We start from the raw sequence: 19,869 nt of genomic DNA on the forward strand, positions 1-19,869 counted from the left end.
GACAATCACAGGCTTCCGCCTCTTCAGGCGAATTCCATGATCACTGCATCAACGGCGAGACTGTCGCCCGGCTTGGCGTTGAGCTTCGACACGATGAGATCGCGCTCCGCCCGCAGCACGTTTTCCATTTTCATTGCCTCGACCACGGCCAGCGTCTCGCCGGCTTTGACCTCCTGGCCTTCGACAACGGCGATCGACACGACGAGGCCGGGCATCGGGCAGAGCAACAGGTCCGACGTGTCCGGTGCCACCTTCTCCGGCATCAGCCGTTCGAGCTCGGCGATGCGCGGCAGCATGGCGCGGGCGGTCACCGACATGCCTTTCCAGGCGATGCGAAGACCGTTGGCGACAGGCCGGATCTGGGCGACAACGGAGCGCTTGCCGACTGTGCCGCGCCAGATCAGGTCGCCCGGCCGCCAGTCGGATGAAACGGTCAGCGCCTTGCCGCCTTCGATCGACAGGTCGATCTCCATCGGGATGGAAATCATGCCTTCGAGGATGGATGCCCGGAGATAGTCGTCGCCGAGCTTCACCACCCAGTCGCGCTTGAGCACTCCCGAATGCGGTGCGAGCCGCCCGCCCAGCCGGTCGAGCCGGTCGCGGCGCAGCAGCTCCACGGCAGTGACGATCGAGGCCAGCACGGCCTTTTCCTCGCTGTTCGGAACAACGGGCGCAAAACCGTCGGGATATTCCTCGGCGATGAAGCCGGTCGATATCGCCCCTTCCCGCCAGCGCGGATGCTGCATCAGCGCCGCCAGGAACGGGATGTTGTGCTCGATGCCGTCGACGACAAAACTGTCGAGCGCTTCCGACATGGCATCGATCGCCTCGAGCCGTGTCGGCGCCCAGGTGCACAATTTGGCGAGCATCGGGTCGTAGAACATCGAAATCTCCGAGCCTTCGGTGACGCCGGTGTCGTTGCGGATGACGATGTCGCCGAATTGCCCCTCCTCCGGTGGCCGGTAGCGCGTCAGCCGGCCGATCGACGGCAGGAAATTGCGATAGGGATCCTCGGCGTAGAGCCGGCTTTCCACCGCCCAACCCTTCAGCTTGATGTCACTCTGCTTTATCGAGAGCTTTTCGCCGGCGGCGACGCGGATCATCTGTTCGACCAGATCTATGCCGGTGACGAGTTCGGTCACCGGATGCTCGACCTGCAATCGTGTATTCATTTCAAGGAAATAGAAGTTCTTGTCCTTGTCGACGATGAACTCGACCGTGCCGGCGCTCTGGTAGTCGACGGCCCTGGCCAACGCCACCGACTGCTCGCCCATGGCCTTGCGCGTCTTGGCATCGAGGAACGGCGATGGCGCCTCTTCCGCGACTTTCTGGTTGCGGCGCTGGATCGAGCATTCGCGCTCGCCGAGATAGAGCGCATTGCCATGCGCGTCGGCCAGCACCTGGATCTCGATATGGCGCGGATCGACGACGAATTTCTCGATGAAGACGCGGTCGTCGCCGAACGAGCTCTTGGCCTCCGAGCGCGCCCGATCAAAGCCGTCGCGCACTTCCGACTGGTCCCAGGCGATGCGCATGCCCTTGCCGCCGCCACCGGCCGAGGCCTTGATCATCACGGGATAGCCGATCTCGCCGGCGATCTTTTCGGCATGATCGGCATTCTCGATGACGCCGAGCCAGCCGGGCACGGTGGAAACCTTGGCGGCATTGGCGAATTTCTTCGATTCGATCTTGTCGCCCATCGCCTTGATGGCCTTGGGTTTTGGGCCGATGAAGACGATGCCTTCCGCTTCCAGCGCTTCGCAAAAGGCGGCGCGCTCGGACAGGAAGCCATAGCCGGGATGCACGGCCTGCGCGCCGGTTTCCTTGCAGGCGGCGATGATCTTTTCAGGCAGCAAATAGCTCTGCGCGGCCGGCGAAGGCCCGATATGCACCGCTTCGTCGGCCATCTCGACATGCACGGCATCGCGATCGGCATCGGAATAGACGGCGACCGTGGCGATCCCCATCTTGCGCGCCGTCTTGATGACGCGACAGGCGATCTCGCCACGATTGGCGATCAGGATTTTCGTGAACATGCTGAGGTCATTCCCCTCCGGTCGGTCGTTCCTTTTATGGCCTGTGCTTGCGGGGTCAAGCCGACCGTGCAAATCACTGGCTTTCAATCGATTTGCGATTCCAATTTATCGCTGTGGCCCTTTCTCGGCATCAGCTTCCAGTTGATCGTGTCGAGAAAACCTGAAACCTTGGAAAAAATTCGCATTTGGAGGACGCCTTATGAAAACCCGCGCCGCTGTCGCTGTCGCCGCCGGAAAGCCGCTGGAGATCATGGAGGTCGACCTCGACGGTCCGCGCGATGGCGAGGTGCTGGTCGAGATCAAGGCGACCGGCATCTGCCATACCGACGAGTTCACTCTGTCGGGTGCCGATCCCGAAGGCCTGTTCCCAGCCATTCTCGGCCATGAGGGCGCCGGTGTCGTGGTCGATGTCGGCAAGGGCGTCACCTCGGTCAAGAAGGGTGACCACGTCATCCCGCTCTATACGCCGGAATGTCGGCAGTGCCCGTCCTGCCTGTCGAGAAAAACCAATCTGTGCACGGCGATCCGCGCCACGCAGGGGCAAGGCTTGATGCCGGACGGCTCATCGCGCTTCTCGATCGGCAAGGACAAGATCTTCCACTATATGGGCTGCTCGACCTTCTCCAACTTCACTGTGCTGCCCGAGATCGCGCTGGCCAAGGTCAACCCCGACGCTCCCTTCGACAAGATCTGCTACATCGGCTGCGGCGTCACCACCGGCATCGGTGCAGTCATCAACACCGCCAAGGTCGAGCAAGGCGCGACCGCCGTTGTCTTCGGCCTCGGCGGCATCGGCCTCAACGTCATCCAGGGCCTGAAGTTGGCCGGTGCCGACATGATCATCGGCGTCGATTTGAACAACGACAAGAAGGAATGGGGCGAACGGTTCGGCATGACGCATTTCGTCAATCCGAAGGAAATCGACGGCGACATCGTCCCTTACCTCGTCAACATGACCAAGCGCGGTGCCGACCAGATCGGCGGCGCCGACTACACGTTCGACTGCACCGGCAACACCAAGGTGATGCGCCAGGCGCTGGAAGCCTCGCACCGCGGCTGGGGCAAGTCGGTCGTCATCGGCGTTGCCGGTGCCGGCCAGGAGATTTCGACCAGGCCGTTCCAGCTGGTCACCGGCCGCACCTGGATGGGCACTGCCTTCGGCGGCGCGCGCGGCCGCACCGATGTGCCGAAGATCGTCGACTGGTACATGGACGGCAAGATCCAGATCGATCCTATGATCACCCATTTGCTGAAGCTGGAAGACATCAACAAGGGGTTCGACCTCATGCATGAGGGCAAGTCGATCCGAAGCGTCGTCGTTTACTGAAGCAAGCCACACGCCGCCGACCGACCGGCCAGCGACCTCTGTGGTTCAAAACTGGGAGGAGAAAAGAATGGCGGAGAAACTGCATCCGAAAATCGATAATGGCCTGCCCAAAGAGAGCGCGAGCTTTGCCGGCGGCACGCTGGTCTGCGCCTGCACCAGCAAGCCGGTCAAGGTGAAGGTCAAGGGCCAGATCGCCCACAACCACGCCTGCGGCTGCACCAAATGCTGGAAGCCGGAAGGTGCTGTGTTCTCGGTCGTAGCCGTCGCAGGCACGGGCGACGTCACCGTCACCGAGAACGGCGACAAGCTGAAAGTGGTCGACCCCTCGGCCCTTATCCAGCGCCATGCCTGCACCGGCTGCGGCGTCCACATGCACGGTCCGGTCGAGCGCGACCATCCGTTCAAGGGCTTGTCCTTCATCCACCCCGAACGCTTCGTCGAGGACGGCTGGTCACCGCCGGGCTTCACTGCCTTTGTCTCGTCGATCATCGAATCCGGCGTGGACCCGAAACGCATGGACGGCATCCGGGCGCGGCTGAAGACAATCGGGCTGGAACCCTATGACTGCCTCAACCCCGGCCTGATGGATTATATCGCGACCTGGACGGCGAAGAAGTCCGGCGCCTTGCCGGCCTGAACGCCATAAGATTTCAGGCAGGGGCCGGAAACGCTTCCGGCCCCTGTCCGTTTCGGAGAGACAATGCCTGCACCTGCCATCTACGTCGATGCCGACGCCTGCCCGGTCAAGGCCGAGGTGGAAAAGGTCGCCGAGCGCCTCGGCGTCGTCGTCACCTACGTCTCCAATGGCGGCCTGCGGCCCTCGCGCGATCCGATGATCCGCAATGTCGTGGTCTCCAAGGGCGCCGACGCCGCCGACGACTGGATCGTCGAGAACGCCAAATCCAACGATGTCGTGGTGACGGCGGATATTCCGCTCGCCGCTCGCGCCGTGGCGCTCGGCGCGCATGTGCTTGGGCCAACCGGGCGGCCGTTCACGCCGGAAACCATCGGCATGGCGGTGGCGATGCGCGACCTCAAGCAACATTTGCGCGAGACCGGTGAAAGCAAGGGCTATAATGCCTCCTTCGCGCCGCAGGACCGCTCGCGGTTCCTCGGCGAACTCGACCGCATCTTGCGGCGCGCGCTGAAATCCGCCACACCCGGCTAGAAACCGAGCGCTATCCAGGGTGGAGACCGCCATGGCCGCCGAAACCCCGATCAAGAACCCCATGCAGCGCCACATGCTGTTCGCAATGTCGGCCTGCTTCGGCGCTGTGGCGTTTGTTATGGCATTGCTGCTGCACGCCCCGCTCGCTTATTCGATCGGCGCCAACGCATTTTTCGCCGCTTACGTCATTCTTGTCGTCAGCCAGATGCCAACGTTCACCGGCAAGTATCTGAGCAAGTATGCGCGCGCCACCGACATGCCAGTGCTGGTCATCTTCGCGGTGACGCTTGTCGTCGTTGTGGTCGCCGTTATCTCGTTGTTCCTGCTGATCAATCAGAAGGACAGAGGCAATTCCGTCGAGCTCGGTTTCGCGCTGCTATCGATCCCGCTCGGCTGGTTCACCATCCATGCCATGGCGGCACTGCACTATGCGCATGTCTACTGGATGGACGGCGATGCTGTGGACGCTGAAACAAAGAAGAAAATCCCGGTCGGCGGATTGCTTTTCCCAGGCGACAAGCGGCCCGAAGGTTGGGATTTCCTCTACTTCTCGACCGTCATCGGCATGACGGCGCAGACTGCCGACACCAACATCTCGACCACGCATATGCGTTGCGTCGTGCTTGTCCACTCGATCCTGTCGTTCTTCTTCAACACCGTCATCGTCGCGGCGGCCGTCAATCTCGCCGTCAGCCTGGGTGGTCCGTAATAAATCCGTGATCGGATGAAACATCGGTTTGGATCGCGACGTATCAGGAGGACAATGAACGCGCAGGCCACGCCGCGAGGCCGGGAGAAGAGACAAGATGGAATCGGTTGCCAGAAGCCAATCCGCCACCGGGCCGGACGCCCCCGTGTCGAGCAACAGCACACTGATCTACCGGCAGTCGCGCTGGACGCGGCTGACGCACTGGATCTGGGCCATTTCGCTGTTCTTCATGCTGCTTTCCGGCCTGCAGATCTTCAACGCCCGACCGCAGCTCTACATCGGCAAGCAATCCGGCTTCGGCTACAACAACACCATCTTCGAAATCGGCGCCGTGAACACCGATGCCGGTCCGCGCGGCTACACAGAAATCTTCGGGCACCGCTTCGACACGACGGGCGTGCTCGGCTGGTCGGGCCCGCCAGGCAATGAGACGGCGCGCGGTTTCCCGTCCTGGGCGACCATTCCCTCCTATTATGATCTCGGCACCGCCCGCGTCATCCATTTCTTCTTCGCCTGGATCCTGACGACGACCTTGATCGTCTGGCTGGTCGCCAGCCTGATCAACGGTCATATCAGGCGCGATCTCGCCCCGCGCCTCGACGACCTCAAGCGCCTGCCGCGCGACATCGTCGACCACGCCAAGCTGAAATTCCATCACACACGCGAATACAACACGCTACAGAAGATGGCTTATGGCGGGGTGCTGTTCGTGCTGTTGCCGCTGATGATCATCACCGGCCTTGCCATGTCGCCCAGCATGAATTCGGTGCTGCCCTTCCTCAACGAAGTGCTCGGCGGCCGGCAGACGGCGCGCACCATCCATTTCACCGTCATGCTGCTGCTCGTCGGCTTCTTCATCATCCACATCCTGATGATCCTTGCCGCCGGCCCGATCAACGAACTGCGCTCGATCATCACCGGCTGGTACCGCACCGACCCTCCCGCGCATGACGACAAGACGACCGAGAGGAGTGCCTGACATGGCGAAGTTCGAGATCAGCCCCAATTTTCAGATCAGTCGAAGAAAATTCCTGACCGCCGCCAGCCTTGGCGCCTCCGGCATCATGCTGTCGGGCTGCGACGCCTTCGACAGCCAGTTGAGCATCGGCAGCGGCCTGCGCAGTTTCCTCGAAAACGCCAATGGCCTGACATACCGCGCGCAGCGCCTGCTTGCCGGCCGCGATGCATTGGCGCCGGAATTCACAGAAGCCGATATCCGCCAGCCGCAGCGGCCGAATGGCGTTACCGCCCCTGACGATGACACCTACAAGGGCCTACTTGCCAACAATTTCGCCGACTGGCGGCTGGAGGTGTCGGGCCTTGTCGAAAAGCCGCTGTCGCTCAGCCGCGAGCAGCTTCAGAACATGCCGAGCCGCACGCAGATCACCCGCCATGACTGCGTCGAAGGCTGGAGCTGCATCGCCAAATGGACCGGCACGCCGCTGTCGCTGGTGCTCGACCAGGCGGTGGTCAAGCCGCAGGCGCGCTACGTCATGTTCCATTGCCTCGACACGATCGACCGCAGCCTGTCCGGCGACATCAAATATTACGGCACGATCGACCTGATCGACGCCCGCCACCCGCAAACGATCCTCGCCTACGGCCTGAACGGCAAACCGCTACCGGTCGAAAACGGCGCCCCGCTGCGCGTGCGCGTCGAGCGCCAGCTCGGCTACAAGATGCCAAAGTATCTCTACAAGATCGAACTGGTCGACGGCTTCGCCAATGTCGGCGGCGGCCGTGGCGGCTACTGGGAAGACAATGGCTATGACTGGTACGGCGGGATTTGATGGAGTGAGACCGTGCAGGGTCCGTTGAGATTCAGGTCAGGCCGAGTCGAAAATGGTGGTTTCCGAGAACCGGAGCGGAGCGTACTTTTTGGGTACGCGAGCACCGGAAGCGCAGGAAACCGCCGTTTGCAGGCCGGCATCACCTGAATATCAATGGACCCTAGGCGACCTTCTCGAGGAGCGGCCTTAGCGCCGGATGGATCTCGGGCGAGGCATGCTTGATCAGCGTCAGCAGAGCGCGCTCGTTTTCGTACAAGGGCCTGTCCAAGCCGATATGATCGATAAGCCATTTGGCTTCACCGGCATCGATCGTTTCGGCGCGGCGGGCCAAGGCCTCAGCCGCCCTGTTCTTGGCTTCCCATTCGGCCTCGATGTCGTTGGGGGACCGGTAGGCCTCGATGATGCCGGCAAGGCCACCCGAGACCATGCGGCTGAAGAACCCGCCGATTTCCGGATCAGTGTGTTCGAGGAAGCTTTCCTGGCGCAGCGCCACGTCGCGGGTCGGCGCTTCATAGCCGGCCGAGCACATGACGAAATTGGCAATCGCCTTGACGAACAGATCGTTCCAGGACGGATCGTTCTTGGCCTGCGCGGTCTGTTCGTTGATCTTGAACAGCACCTCGGCCTCGCCGCGGGTGATGGCGATGTTGCCGTCACCGCCATGGGCGTGGAGGATGCGGCGCAGCAGCTCGACTTCCGCCTTGGCGATCAGTCCGGGCACCAGCGCGCCACCCAGCATCAGCGGCCCCTTGCCGTCGATGACGGCATGAGCGACCTGTTCCAGCGCATAGACGCAAAGCTTGCCCGGCGAGGATCTCGCCTCTTCCAGCACATGGACCAGCAATTCGAGTTCGGTGCGGCTGTCGACCATGCCGTCGCGCGAGATGGTGCGGACCAGCCAGTCGGTATTGTCCTGCGAGATATAGCCGGACGGCTTTTCCTGATGGACGATGTAGTCGGTCACCGCCTCGACGAAGAACGGCGCCCACTCCGCGCATTTGTCCCGAGCCGTCTGGTCGAGCGCGAACAAGGCCTCGGCCTCGCCTCGAGTGACCACGCCATCGGCGAACACGTCTCGGCGCAGCATCACCACATCTTCCGAGGCAATGCGATTCTTCGACGTCAGCCCTGCCACCGGCGCGCTCATGATCAATTCGCCCATTGTCGTCTCCGTCCGCCCCAAAGCGTTACATGGGCCCGATATATCAGGAGTGTCTTGAAAAACCGGCAAACGGCGTGGTTAGCGAAGACTTGTCGGCCAATGCATGTCGCCCCAAAAGACCGCAGCGGTTTTTGGGAGAACGATGTCGCTGGGAGGTGACAAGGTGTCGCCGACGGGCTATGGATGGCGCGTCGAGGGCTCGGTTCTGAGTCCTACCTGTTTGCGGGAGAGAGCAGCGAGAGCTGCCGCCGAAGGGGAAATCGCCCGAAATCTCTCAGGCAAAAGAACCGTAGACGGGAAAGACACTCTGGAAAGTCGGGGCTTGCCCCCGCGCCGAAGGTGTAAGCGCCGCTGACAGAGTTCCGGCTGCGCGAGTCTCTCAGGCTTCAGACAGAGGGGCACGGACTGGTCGCCATTCGCGGCCGATTGCGTGCGACTCTGGAGACGACATGACGGGCGACGACTCAAAACACCTTCCCCTCGAAGATATCCACGCAGCCGCCGGTGCGCGCTTCGGCGCCTTTGCCGGCTGGTCGATGCCGCTGACCTATCCGGCCGGCGTCATGAAGGAGCATCTGCACACCCGTGAGCATGCCGGCCTGTTCGACATCTCGCACATGAAACTGTTCGAGGTCAGCGGGCCGCAAGCGGTTGCGCTGCTTAACCGCGCTTGCCCGCTGGATGCCGGCGCGCTCGAAATCTCGCAGTCGAAACTGTCCTTCTTCCTCAACGAGGCAGGCGGCATCCTTGACGACCTGATCGTCACCCGCCTCGGCGATACCAGGTTCATGGTGGTCGCCAATGCCGGCAATGCGGTCGCCGACGAAAAGCATCTGCGTGAGCTGGCCGCGAATTTTGATGTGAAGGTCGAGCCGCTCGAGCGCGTCTTCCTGGCCATCCAGGGGCCGGAGGCCTGGGCAGCCCTCTCCCGCGCCGGCATCGAGACCGGCTCGCTGCTGTTCATGCACGGCGTCGAGCCGCGCAAAAACTGGTTCATGAGCCGGTCCGGCTATACCGGCGAGGACGGTTTCGAGATCGGCCTGCCTGAAGCCGATGCGCGCGCCCTTGTCGCGAAGCTGCTCGAAGACGAGCGTGTGCTGTGGATCGGCCTTGCCGCGCGCGATAGCCTGCGGCTGGAGGCCGGGCTTTGCCTGCATGGCCAGGACATCACGCCGGAGACCGACCCGGCCGCCGCCGCACTGATGTGGGCGATCCCCAAGGACATCCGCGCTTCCGGCGCCTTCATCGGCGCAGACGCCCTGCGCGACGCCGTGGAACGCGGCCCAGCGCAAAAGCGCGTTGGGCTGAAGCCGGAGGGCCGCCAGCCGGTGCGCGCCGGTGCCGCCCTGTTCGACGCCGACGGCAATCCCGCCGGCCATGTCACATCGGGCGGCTTCGGCCCTTCGGCCGGTCATCCCGTCGCCATGGGCTACGTCCCGTCCGCTCTGGCCAAGCCAGGCACAAAACTGTTCGCCGATGTTCGCGGGACAAAAATCCCGATCGAAATCAACCCCTTGCCTTTCACTCCTCATCGCTACCGCAAAGGATAATCCCGATGGCAACGACCTATTTTACCGCCGATCACGAATGGCTCCGCGTCGAAGGCGGCATCGCCACCGTCGGCATCACCGATTACGCGCAGGAGCAGCTCGGTGACCTCGTTTTCGTCGAACTGCCGGAGACGGGAAAGAAGCTGGCCAAGGGCGACACCGCCGTCGTGGTCGAGATCCGTCAAGGCCGCTTCGGACGTCTACGCGCCGGTCGACGGCGAGATCACCGAGGCCAACGGCACGCTGTCTTCCGACCCGTCGTTGGTCAACTCGGCCGCCACCGGCGCCGGCTGGCTGTGGAAGATGAGGTTGGCCGATGAAAGCCAGCTCGCCGGCCTCATGGACGAGGCCGCCTACAAAGCCCATATCGCCTGAAATCAGGACTAGAGATGATGACCACAGCACTCACCCCCTTCTCGGCCCGCCATATCGGTCCTGGCGTCAACGATGTCAGAGCCATGCTTGCCGTGATCGGCGTTCCCTCCGTCGAGACGCTGATCAGCCAGGCCGTGCCGCAGTCGATTCGCCTCGACCTGCCGCTGACCTTGCCCGCGCCGGGCAGCGAGGCCGAAGCGCTGGCCGAACTGTCGGCGACCATGGCGAAAAATACCGTGCTGAAGAGCTTCATCGGCGCTGGCTATCACGGCGTCCATGTGCCGCCGGTCATCCAGCGCAATCTGTTCGAGAATCCGGCGTGGTACACGGCCTACACGCCCTATCAGGCCGAGATCAGCCAGGGTCGTCTGGAAATGCTGTTCAATTTCCAGACCTTGGTCACCGAATTGACCGGCTTGCCGGTGGCATCGGCCTCGCTGCTCGATGAAGCAACCGCGGTCGCCGAAGCGGTCGGCATTGCGCTGCGCCACCACCGCGACAAGCGCACCAAGGTGGCGTTCGCCGGCACGCCGCACCCGCAGACTCTGGATGTGGTGCGCACCCGCGCCGAGCCGCTCGGCATCGAGATCGACGGCGAGACGATCGACGACAACACGGCCGCTTTGCTGGTCTCCTGCCCCGACACGTTTGGCGTCTATGGCGACCACAAGGCCGCAATCGACAAGGCCCGCGCCACTGGCGCGCTGGTCGTCTTCATCGCCGATCCGCTTGGCCTGACACTGACCGACGCGCCGGCGAAACTCGGCGCCGACATTGCCGTCGGGCCGATGCAGCGCTTCGGCGTGCCGATGGGCTTTGGCGGCCCGCACGCCGCCTATTGCGCCGTTTCCGACAGGCTGACGCGACTGATGCCCGGCCGCCTTGTCGGCCAGTCGACCGACAGCAAGGGGCCGGCCCGGCTACCGCCTGGCCTTGCAGACGCGCGAACAACATATCCGCCGCGACAAGGCGACCTCCAATATCTGCACCGCGCAGGCGCTGCTCGCCAATATGGCGACGGCCTATGCCATCTGGCACGGCCCCGCCGGGCTGCAGGCGATTGCCGGGCGCATCCACGCCCTGGCCAACCGCCTGGCGAGCGGCCTCGAGGCGGCAGGCGTGTCGGTGCTCGGCGCCAGCCGTTTCGACACGGTGACGGTGGCGGCGAAGGGCAAGGCCGCTGAAATCGCCGCCGCCGCCGAAAAAGACCGGCCGGCTGCTGCGCGTCCTCGACGCCGACCATGTCGGCATCGCCTTCGACGAGACCTCGACCGATGCCGATCTCGACGCGATCGCTTCCCTGTTCGGCGCCAAGGCCGCCGCTTCAGCCGACAGCACCGTTCCCGGCAAGCCGCGTGGAAAAGAGTTTCTGACCCAGCCGGTCTTCAACGAAAACAAGTCGGAAACCGACATGATGCGCCTGCTGCGCCGGCTGGCCGACAAGGATCTGGCGCTCGACCGCTCCATGATCCCGCTGGGGTCCTGTACCATGAAGCTCAATGCCGCGGCCGAAATGATGCCGGTGAGCTGGCCAAGCATCGCCAATCTGCATCCCTTCGCGCCGGCCAGCCATTCGGCCGGCTATCGCGCCATGATCGGCGAACTGGAAGGCTGGCTCTCGGAAATCACCGGTTTCGACGCGGTCAGCCTGCAGCCCAATGCCGGCAGCCAGGGCGAATATGCCGGCCTGCTCGCCATCCGCGCCTATCACCGCTCGCGCGGCGAAGGCCATCGCACCGTCTGCCTGATCCCCTCCTCCGCACATGGTACCAATCCGGCAAGTGCGGCGATGGTCGGCATGAGCGTTGTCGTCGTGCGCTGCCTGGAAGACGGCAATATCGACATGCACGATATGCGGGCCAAGGCCAACGAGCATTCCAAAAATCTCGCGGCGCTGATGTTCACCTATCCCTCGACGCATGGCGTTTACGAAGAAGGCGCCCGCCACCTCTGCGCCCTCATTCACGAGCATGGCGGCCAGGTCTATTTCGACGGCGCCAACCTCAACGCGCTGGTCGCGCTCGCCCGGCCCGCCGATATCGGCGCCGATGTCTGCCATATGAACCTGCACAAGACCTTCTGCATCCCGCATGGCGGCGGCGGCCCCGGCATCGGCCCGATCGGCGTCAGGGCGCACCTGAAACCCTATCTGCCGGGCCATGTCACCGAAGGCTCCGCGCATGCAGTGTCGGCCGCACCCTTCGGCAGCGCCTCCATCCTGCCGATCACCTGGATGTATATCCGCATGATGGGCGCCGCTGGCCTGAAGCAGGCGACGGAGACGGCCATCATTTCGGCCAACTACGTGGCGACGCGGCTCGCGCCGCACTTCCCGCTGCTTTACAAGGGCCGGCACGATCGCATCGCGCATGAATGCATCCTCGACACCCGCGTGCTCAAGGACAGCGCCGGCATCAGCGTCGACGATATCGCCAAACGACTGATCGACTACGGCTTCCACGCCCCGACCATGTCGTTTCCGGTCGCCGGCACGCTGATGGTCGAGCCGACGGAATCCGAGCCCAAGCGCGAACTCGACCGTTTCTGCGAAGCGATGATCGCCATTGCGGGCGAAGCGGCGAAAGTTGCCAGGGGCGAGTGGCCTTTGACCGACAATCCGCTGGTCAACGCACCGCACACCGCCGCCGAGACGCTGGCCGGACAGTGGACCCATCCCTACTCGCGCCTGGAAGCGGCCTATCCCGCCGGCGACGCCGACACGGCGGCCAAATACTGGCCACCGGTGTCGCGCATCGACAATGTCGCCGGCGACCGCAACCTCGTCTGCTCCTGCCCGCCGCTGTCGGACTATCTCGGTGCGGCGGAATAACTACGCTGAGCGCAAGGCCGGCTTGACCGGTTCGGCCTTGCCCATCCTTTTATGGCTGATGACGCAATTGCGGCCGGCGCGCTTGGCGGCGTAGAGCGCGGTGTCCGCTTCGGCCAGCACCTGGTCGAGGCTGCTGCCGTCGGCGCTGCCAAAGCCGATGCCGCCGCTGACCGTGCTGCGCAACGGACCGTGCGGGGTGGCAACGACTTCGGTGCCGAAGGCAACGCCGATCTTGCTGGCGAGATCATAGGCGCGCTCTTCCGTCATCCGCGACATGACGACGGTGAACTCCTCGCCGCCCAGGCGAAAGGCGTCGACGCCGGTTCTGGCATATTTCCGGATGACGGCGGCGAAGCGGCACAGGACCTGGTCTCCGACCGGGTGACCGTAGACGTCGTTGGTCCTCTTGAAATGATCGAGGTCGAACATGACGACCGCCATGAACGGACCAAAGGGGCGCTCGCCATGGAGTGACATCAATCCGCGACGGTTCATCAGCCCGGTCAATGGATCGGTCATGGTCTCGGCCTTCAGTTCGATCTGCGCCTGCAGATGGTGAAGCGAGAGCGTCAAGGCGCCGAGGCCGGTCATGCAGGCCACCGCAACGACGGAATTCAGGCGTTCGGCCCAGTTGTCCGGCGCCGCCCCGAGCGTCCACTGCCCCTTGGCCATCAGAACCGCGCCGCACAGGGCAAACGACACCGCACAGGTGCCGCTCAGGAACGAAACCACCAGCAGGATCCGGCGATCGTGACTGCCATTGACCCAGAACATGGCTCCGATCGTCGACAGCAGCACGGTGACCGTCGCGTAGGTGACGATGAAGCCGACACCGTCAAGACCGAGGAAGGTCACGGCCGCGCAGATCGCCATGGCGGCAAGTGTCGGCAGGATCGCACGCCTGTGTTCCGGCACGCCGAGATACTGCATGGCCGAAATGCAGAGGATCAGGAAGCCCAGGCTGAGCAGCGCCAGCGCTATCTGGCAAAGCAGCGGATCGGGCCCCTTGGTGTAGCGCCAGAACAGGATCACATGCGCGACAAGCACGAGGATGCCGCACGCCACCGTCAGCACGAAACGCGCCCGCGGCGCAGTGAGCCAGATGGCAAACATGGTGACGGCCAGGCAGGTGCCCGACAGCGCGGCCGCGAGCAGAAGCGAACTGAAATCCAGCATATCGGGCGGAGGCCTCTCGAGCGTCGGCGGTTACGCCGCATTCTAGAGCACGTCCGGTTTAATCCGGGTCATAGCCTGCGGCCTTGAAGTAGTTCTGGCATTCGGCTGGGGTGAAGAGGTCAACGAGCGATCCGACGGCGTTCCACAGGGCTGTGATTGTTCTCTCGGCTTTGGCGCGCATAAGAGCCTTGAGTTTTGAGAAGGCGTTTTCGATCGGATTGAAGTCGGGGCTGTAGGGCGGCAGGAACATGAGCCTCGAGCCGGTCGTCTCGATCGCCTCGCGCACGCCGGCCGCCTTGTGCGCCGGCAAATTGTCCATGATGACGACGTCGCCCTCCGACAGGGTCGGAACCAGAACCTGCTCAACATAAGCCAGGAACACGTTGCCGTTCATGGCGCCGTCGTAGACGAACGGAGCGGTCATTCCTGTCAGCCGTAACGCGCCGGTGAAGGTGGTGGTCTTCCAATGGCCGTGCGGCACGCCGGCCCGGCAGCGCTCACCGCGCGGCGCACGTCCCCGCAGACGGGCCATCTTGGTCGATAGCCCGGTCTCATCAATGAAGACGAGCTTCGCTGGATCGAGATCGAGCTGGCCGTCGAACCAGGCGCGACGGCGCTTCAGGATGTCGGGGCGGTCCTGCTCCAGTGCGTGTGCGGACTTTTTTTGAACGTCCACCCGTGGCCGCGAAGCCATGCGCTCAAGGCGCTGCGGCTGATCCGTACCGACCGCTCGTCCCCCAGCCGTTCCACCATTTCGTTCAGCGTGATGTCCTTGCGCTCATCGATCAGCCCGACGATGAAGGCTTCGTGGGCATCAAGGCTGGACGCGCGTCGGCGGCCTTGCGGGCGAGGCATCCGCTCGCCGATCTTCGCCCGTGCGATCCACCGGATCGCACTCGATATGCCGACGCCGAACCGCGCCGCCGCCTGCCGTGCCGACATGCCCGCGTCCGAAGCCTTCAAGACCCGGGATCGAAGGTCGCCGCTCAGTGCTCTTGCCATCATCCACATGGGGTAATCGCGGGAGCGAGTTGCCCTAGAAATCAATCGTAGTCTTGGAGGGTGGCTGTTCCCCGATAGGATGGAAATACGGGCTCACGGCTGACGCCGGGCCCAAACATCGAATGGAGAACAGCCATGGAAGAATATATCGGTCTCGATGTGTCGATGAAAGAGACGGCAGTTTCGATCCGCCGTGAAGGCGAACGGATCTGGCGCGGGAAGTGCGCATCTGATCCCAACATCATTGCCGAGCTTGTCCGTAAGCGGGCGCCAGCTGTAAAACGAGTGGTGTTCGAAACGGGGCCTCTCTCCGTATGGTTCTATCATGCGCTACGCGCCAAGGGATTACCGGCAATCTGCATCGATGCCCGTCACGCCAAAGCTGCGCTCGATATGGCGGCGAATAAGACGGATGCGAATGATGCCGATGGTTTGGCGCAGCTTGCAGAAGTCGGGTTCTTTCGCGAGGTGCGCGTGAAAGGTTTCGACAGCATGTTGACCCGGACGCTCGTGTCGGCTCGCACCCGGCTGGTCCGAATCACCACCGAGCTTTCAAACCAGATCCGGGGGCTCATGAAGACATTCGGGTTGCTCGTTCCTGCAGGTAAGGGAACCACATTCGAGAAGAACGTTCGGGGCCTTCTTATCGATCACAAGGAACTTGCTCTTATCGTGCTGCCGATGTTGGAAGCCTGGCGCGGGATACGGATTCGTGCCGCCGAGCTTGGGCGCCAGCTCGTCGCAGATGCACGTCAGAGCCAGGCATGCCGCATACTCATGTCGATCCCTGGCATCGGCGCCATCACCGCAACCTCCTTCGCCACTGCCATTGAAGATCCGGGCAACTTCAAGAAGTCCCGATCTGTTGGCGCCTGGATCGGCCTGACGACGCGCCGCTACCAATCCGGAGAAGTCGATTATGACGGCCATATATCCCGACGCGGTGACCGCCATTTGCGAGGGCTTCTCTACGAAGCAGCGTCGGTCATTCTGACGCGTAGCACGACCGAGAGCACCCTGCGGACATGGGGCCTCAAGCTCCGCGAGAGGATCGGCTTCAAACGCGCGGCCGTTGCCGTAGCGCGCAAACTGGCGGTCACGATGCATGCGATGCTCAAGACTGGCGAGCTCTTTGATCGGAACGCAGGAGCAACAACATGAAATTTGCGGATAGCGTTCAGGATCTGAGCGCCTGAGACGTCCCTGCCGGGACGTGGGGCCGAGCCATTCCGCTGATGGGGTTGCACCGCTGACTCAGCAAAGTGCGTCGTCCACATTGAAGGCTCCTCCCGCGAAGCTCCATCATGCGGCGACCGATGTCGACCGCGAAGACAACCGTGTACCCGGCAAACGCATCTCCAAGAACGAAGATACTTGACGTCCCCACGGCGATTAGACAACCTCATCAAAGGGGATGTTGAATCACCCATGCAGCCCGACGTCACATCACAATCGATTCATCGATCGCGGGACGTGCTCTAGGTCAGCGGCTGTCCTCGGACATGGTTTTCAGCTGATCTATCGACCCAAGCTGCGGTTACGGTTTACAAAGCGTCGACAGTGCCTGTCTGGAAACCGCGCCCTCAGCCGGCGCGAGGATCAAGCGCGCGTCAGCCCTTGTTCAGCAGTGCGAGATTGGCGTTGACGACCGTGGGGTCGGCCATCCCGGCCTTCGCCTCGAGCAGCAGCGCCCTGGCCTTCTTCTTGTTGCCGCGCAACAGTTGCGAATAGCCCATATTGTTGACGATCTGCGGCTTGCGGCCGGCGACCTTCAAGAGCTGGCCGTAGGCACGGTCGGCAAAGTCGAAGCGGCCGAGCTCGTCATAGGAGGCGGCGAGCCCCATCCAGGCCTCGGCATTGTCGGCCTTCAACTCGACGGCCTTGCGGAAATGCTGTTCGGCGAGACCATAATTGGCGTCGCGAAACTGCGCCTTGCCTTGCGCCAGATCGGATGTGTCGACATCCTTGGCGGCCGGCTGAATGGCCGTGGTCTTGGTCGTGTCGACGTTGTTGTTCGTCGTGCACCCGGTGATCATCAGGACGGCCGCCATCGTGGCCGCCGCCGCAAATTTTATCTGACGCATGCCCTGCCCCGTCGCCCGATTTGCCGGGTCGTTCTTCAGGAAAGACACTACAGCACAGCGGTTAAGCTTCGGTGCCGAAATGCATCCAAGATTTGGTTTCAGGAATACCGGCCATTAACCACGGGGCCGCACCTCAAGCAGACGCGAACCGCGCTCTCACGGCGTGTCCAGGACCTTGAGCGCGACCGGAACCGGATAGCGGCTGCCGTCATAGCGCAGCCGGTACGTCTGGCTCACAGGCTTGCCGGGATGGGACTGGCACTCGCCATTCTTGTCGGGAGATGACGTGCCGGTATCCCTCCGCTCGACCACGATCATGTCGTGGTAGCCGCGATGGACCGTCGGGCTCATAGCCAGGCTGACCTGGCTCGAATGAAAGGATCCCGCACAATTGGTGTCGCTTTCGCCGCCATTGCTGGCCACAACGAGGCCGTCGAGCACCACGTGCAGCGCATCGCCGGCGATGGCGTAGAGCCGCAGGTCGGTTTCGCTGAAGGGATTGGGCTGCGAATGGTTGGCCATGTCGATGCGCAGGCCGAAGGCGGTGACACCGGGCGCCAGCCCATAGCGGCCGGAATCGAATTCGATGCCGCGGATGGCGACGGCATCGTCGTTCATCAGCCTCGGCTGCATAAGGCGCTGGCGTACCTGCAGGGTCTTCCTGTCGACGACCAGAAGCTCGATATCGCCAAAATGCTCGTCGTCGCTGGACCGGGCGCTGTCGATCAGCGGCACCGCGACCAGCAGCAGATCGTCATGGGCAGGCCAGACCTTGCAGACCAAGCCGGGCATAAGGTCCTGCGGATCCGCGAGCGCAATGCTGGTATGGGGTTCGAGCGTAAAGGAGTCGCCGTCGGCGCCTTTCTGAACCTTGGGATAGGCCTGCCGCAACAGCGCGGCAGCATCGCCGCAATCGTCTGCCGCGGCCTGGGCGGGCCACAGGCTGGCGGCGGCGAGAATGAGGGAGGCGGCACACAACACTATTCGCATGGGGTTCTCATGGCGCAGGGCCGCGTTCTGGCAGGATGATGGTTGTCAGCCCCTGCCCGGCGTTTGTCGATGATCATTTGCCGATTTTGCAGATGCCGATGTGCAGCTACCTGAACCGCTTTATCCAGCGTTCGCTGTTCCTTTCGTCACGGAATGCAGTTCGTCAACTGCTCAGGATTGTTTCAGCTGCGCTAAAATGTTGAAGTAAGGGGGCCGGCCTCCGTGTGAGGTGTCACTTGGATCCCATTGAAAGGAGGCAATAAACTCTTCTGCAGTCGAATTCTGACTGTTATCCGATTCTTGCGCAGATAAGTCCCAGTCATAGACAAATGGGGTTGGTATCGTTGGGCCGTTCTCTGTCGCCAGCCAGATGTCCACTCCAATTATTAAGTATCCAGATTCCTGCAGAATATTAATCACACTGAGCGCATCCTCCTTAGGCCAAGCAAGTTCCGACCTAGATCTATATGCTTTCTTTACGAGAGGTTTTGGCAGGATTTTTTCCCACTGCATTTTCTTATCCATTTTTCAAAAATCAAGAATTATGAGTGGATCCTCAAGTAAGTTTGGCGGCATCTCAGGCTCTAGTGGGACTTCGGGCTGTACAGGCCCTTGGAACGGCGGCGGCCTTACGCTCGCGCCCGGAACGTCGCCACTCTCCGGGCCAAATTTGAACCCCGGGCCCCCAACCTGCTTAATTTCACCTGTCCTATTGTTTACGACGACCGATTGACCTGTTGAAGGATCTATATATCGAGTGGCGGGGTCGCCGGTCGCTCTGTCGATTGCGTCGATCCGGTCTCCATTTCGAACCGCATCATCAATTTGGGAGTTACGGTGACAGTGCACTTTAATCCCTCTTCACCCCCTTATAGGCATAGCCGCACCCCCTTATAGGCATAGCCGCCTCGCTGGGCGGCGAAGAGAGCGAGGGCAAGAAACAGTATTCGCATTGGAGGGCCTACATCGCAGGGCCGCGCTCGGGCAGGATGACAGTTGTCGGCCCCCGCTTCGGATTTGTCGACTCTCATTTGCTGACTTTGCAGATGCCGATGTGCTGCTACCTGAAGCGCTTTATCCAGCGTTCGCTGTTCCTTTCGTCTCATTGGCGAGGCTGGACCAGTATCCGTAAACCTCATCTAAGCGTCTGGGCGCCTGCTTGCCGCCCGCGACGCCATAGCAGAAGGTCACAACAATTCTTACAGGGTTCAGGCTTGCCCTCCCGAATCCAACCAGAACAACTTGGCCAAAATCGGCGAATTTCTTGTTCTTGAGCGGCTGATCCCATTTGAGATGCGGGTATCGGCTTTTAAGCGTCTGGCCAAAATACATCCCTGCATCCATCGCAAGGGAAAATGTCCTATTCGTAAGCTCTCCAGCGGGAACGCCAAAGTCGAAAGCTGCACTTCCTTTGATCCGGTCGATCTCTTCGGCCGTACGCGCTCTCGTTTCCACTTGATGGGAGAGCCATTGTCCCAAGGCCTCAATGGAGGCTCGGCTATGATCTGGTTTCCAAGTCCTAAAATTCGGGTCTGAGTTCACCGCGCCTTGCAGCTCAACCAGCCTAAGCGGCATGGATTCAAAAACCATCTTCGATAGTCTTTCAAGTCATCTGCCGACATATCTCGAAACTTCAGGGTAAAGGGCGGCTGTATGATCGAATAGTTCAT

Annotated in this window: 16 protein-coding genes, 2 pseudogenes and 1 riboswitch; of the genes and pseudogenes, 10 read left to right on the forward strand and 8 right to left on the reverse strand. The window is 62.2% G+C overall.

Annotated elements, in window-relative coordinates; all coding sequences use genetic code 11:
• Nucleotides 1-23: 23 nt before the first annotated feature.
• Nucleotides 24-2,036, reverse strand: coding sequence for an acetyl-CoA carboxylase biotin carboxylase subunit (locus HB778_RS33380; protein ID WP_183460053.1), 2,013 nt, complete (start codon nt 2,034-2,036; stop codon nt 24-26).
• Between the two features lie 199 nt (nt 2,037-2,235).
• Between HB778_RS33380 and HB778_RS33385 the strand changes: the two genes are divergently transcribed.
• The 6 genes from HB778_RS33385 (at nt 2,236) to HB778_RS33410 (ending at nt 7,030) form a co-directional block, all read left to right on the forward strand.
• Nucleotides 2,236-3,363 (forward strand): S-(hydroxymethyl)glutathione dehydrogenase/class III alcohol dehydrogenase, encoded by a 1,128-nt coding sequence (locus HB778_RS33385; protein WP_183460055.1) that lies wholly within the window; start codon nt 2,236-2,238, stop codon nt 3,361-3,363.
• Between the two features lie 67 nt (nt 3,364-3,430).
• Nucleotides 3,431-4,000: an S-(hydroxymethyl)glutathione synthase gene (gene gfa, locus HB778_RS33390; protein WP_183460057.1), complete on the forward strand. Its 570-nt coding sequence runs from the start codon at nt 3,431-3,433 to the stop codon at nt 3,998-4,000.
• Nucleotides 4,001-4,063: 63 nt separating this feature from the next.
• Complete coding sequence (locus HB778_RS33395; protein WP_183460059.1) at nt 4,064-4,531, forward strand: YaiI/YqxD family protein; 468 nt, start codon at nt 4,064-4,066, stop codon at nt 4,529-4,531.
• A gap of 31 nt (nt 4,532-4,562) precedes the next feature.
• Nucleotides 4,563-5,240, forward strand: coding sequence for a DUF1345 domain-containing protein (locus HB778_RS33400; protein WP_183460061.1), 678 nt, complete (start codon nt 4,563-4,565; stop codon nt 5,238-5,240).
• A 97-nt stretch (nt 5,241-5,337) separates the two neighbouring features.
• Entirely contained in the window at nt 5,338-6,219 is an 882-nt protein-coding gene (locus HB778_RS33405) for a cytochrome b/b6 domain-containing protein (protein WP_183460063.1), read from the forward strand.
• Nucleotide 6,220: 1 nt separating this feature from the next.
• Nucleotides 6,221-7,030, forward strand: a complete 810-nt coding sequence (locus tag HB778_RS33410; protein WP_038647059.1) for a molybdopterin-binding protein — start codon at nt 6,221-6,223, stop codon at nt 7,028-7,030.
• Between the two features lie 160 nt (nt 7,031-7,190).
• Here the strand turns inward: HB778_RS33410 and HB778_RS33415 are convergent, their stop codons facing one another.
• Nucleotides 7,191-8,192: a hypothetical protein gene (locus tag HB778_RS33415; RefSeq protein ID WP_183460065.1), complete on the reverse strand. Its 1,002-nt coding sequence runs from the start codon at nt 8,190-8,192 to the stop codon at nt 7,191-7,193.
• Nucleotides 8,193-8,405: 213 nt separating this feature from the next.
• A riboswitch (glycine riboswitch) is annotated at nt 8,406-8,492 on the forward strand.
• 149 nt (nt 8,493-8,641) lie between these two features.
• On the opposite strand from HB778_RS33415, the gene gcvT reads away from it, so the two are divergent.
• The 3 genes and pseudogenes from gcvT (at nt 8,642) to gcvP (ending at nt 12,947) form a co-directional block, all read left to right on the forward strand.
• The gene (gene gcvT / locus HB778_RS33420; protein ID WP_183460067.1) at nt 8,642-9,742 is read left to right on the forward strand and encodes a glycine cleavage system aminomethyltransferase GcvT; all 1,101 of its coding nucleotides are present in this window, start codon (nt 8,642-8,644) and stop codon (nt 9,740-9,742) included.
• 5 nt (nt 9,743-9,747) lie between these two features.
• A pseudogene (gene gcvH / locus HB778_RS33425) lies at nt 9,748-10,117 on the forward strand (glycine cleavage system protein GcvH).
• Nucleotides 10,118-10,131: 14 nt separating this feature from the next.
• A pseudogene (gene gcvP, locus HB778_RS33430) lies at nt 10,132-12,947 on the forward strand (aminomethyl-transferring glycine dehydrogenase).
• Here the strand turns inward: gcvP and HB778_RS33435 are convergent.
• Nucleotides 12,948-14,123 carry a GGDEF domain-containing protein gene (locus HB778_RS33435; RefSeq protein ID WP_183460068.1) on the reverse strand — a complete coding sequence of 392 codons (1,176 nt, stop codon included), beginning with the start codon at nt 14,121-14,123 and terminating at the stop codon, nt 12,948-12,950.
• Between the two features lie 58 nt (nt 14,124-14,181).
• Nucleotides 14,182-15,125, reverse strand: a protein-coding gene (locus HB778_RS33440) for an IS630 family transposase (protein ID WP_183459129.1) whose coding sequence is annotated in 2 segments (ribosomal slippage) — nt 14,182-14,789 and nt 14,789-15,125 — 945 coding nt in all. Because the reading frame shifts where the segments join, the coding sequence is not laid out codon by codon here.
• A 135-nt stretch (nt 15,126-15,260) separates the two neighbouring features.
• On the opposite strand from HB778_RS33440, the gene HB778_RS33445 reads away from it, so the two are divergent.
• Nucleotides 15,261-16,286 (forward strand): IS110 family transposase, encoded by a 1,026-nt coding sequence (locus HB778_RS33445; RefSeq protein WP_183453740.1) that lies wholly within the window; start codon nt 15,261-15,263, stop codon nt 16,284-16,286.
• 449 nt (nt 16,287-16,735) lie between these two features.
• On the opposite strand, the gene HB778_RS33450 is transcribed toward HB778_RS33445, so the two are convergent.
• From HB778_RS33450 to HB778_RS33465, 4 genes are all read right to left on the reverse strand, one after another.
• Nucleotides 16,736-17,209 carry a tetratricopeptide repeat protein gene (locus tag HB778_RS33450; protein WP_095200294.1) on the reverse strand — a complete coding sequence of 158 codons (474 nt, stop codon included), beginning with the start codon at nt 17,207-17,209 and terminating at the stop codon, nt 16,736-16,738.
• A gap of 156 nt (nt 17,210-17,365) precedes the next feature.
• Nucleotides 17,366-18,199 carry a hypothetical protein gene (locus HB778_RS33455; RefSeq protein WP_095199996.1) on the reverse strand — a complete coding sequence of 278 codons (834 nt, stop codon included), beginning with the start codon at nt 18,197-18,199 and terminating at the stop codon, nt 17,366-17,368.
• A 171-nt stretch (nt 18,200-18,370) separates the two neighbouring features.
• The gene (locus tag HB778_RS33460; RefSeq protein WP_095199995.1) at nt 18,371-18,724 is read right to left on the reverse strand and encodes a hypothetical protein; all 354 of its coding nucleotides are present in this window, start codon (nt 18,722-18,724) and stop codon (nt 18,371-18,373) included.
• A 549-nt stretch (nt 18,725-19,273) separates the two neighbouring features.
• The gene (locus HB778_RS33465) at nt 19,274-19,789 is read right to left on the reverse strand and encodes a hypothetical protein (RefSeq protein WP_183460070.1); all 516 of its coding nucleotides are present in this window, start codon (nt 19,787-19,789) and stop codon (nt 19,274-19,276) included.
• Nucleotides 19,790-19,869 lie beyond the last annotated feature (80 nt).

The organism is Mesorhizobium huakuii (assembly GCF_014189455.1).
Taxonomy (GTDB): Bacteria; Pseudomonadota; Alphaproteobacteria; order Rhizobiales; family Rhizobiaceae; genus Mesorhizobium; species Mesorhizobium huakuii_A.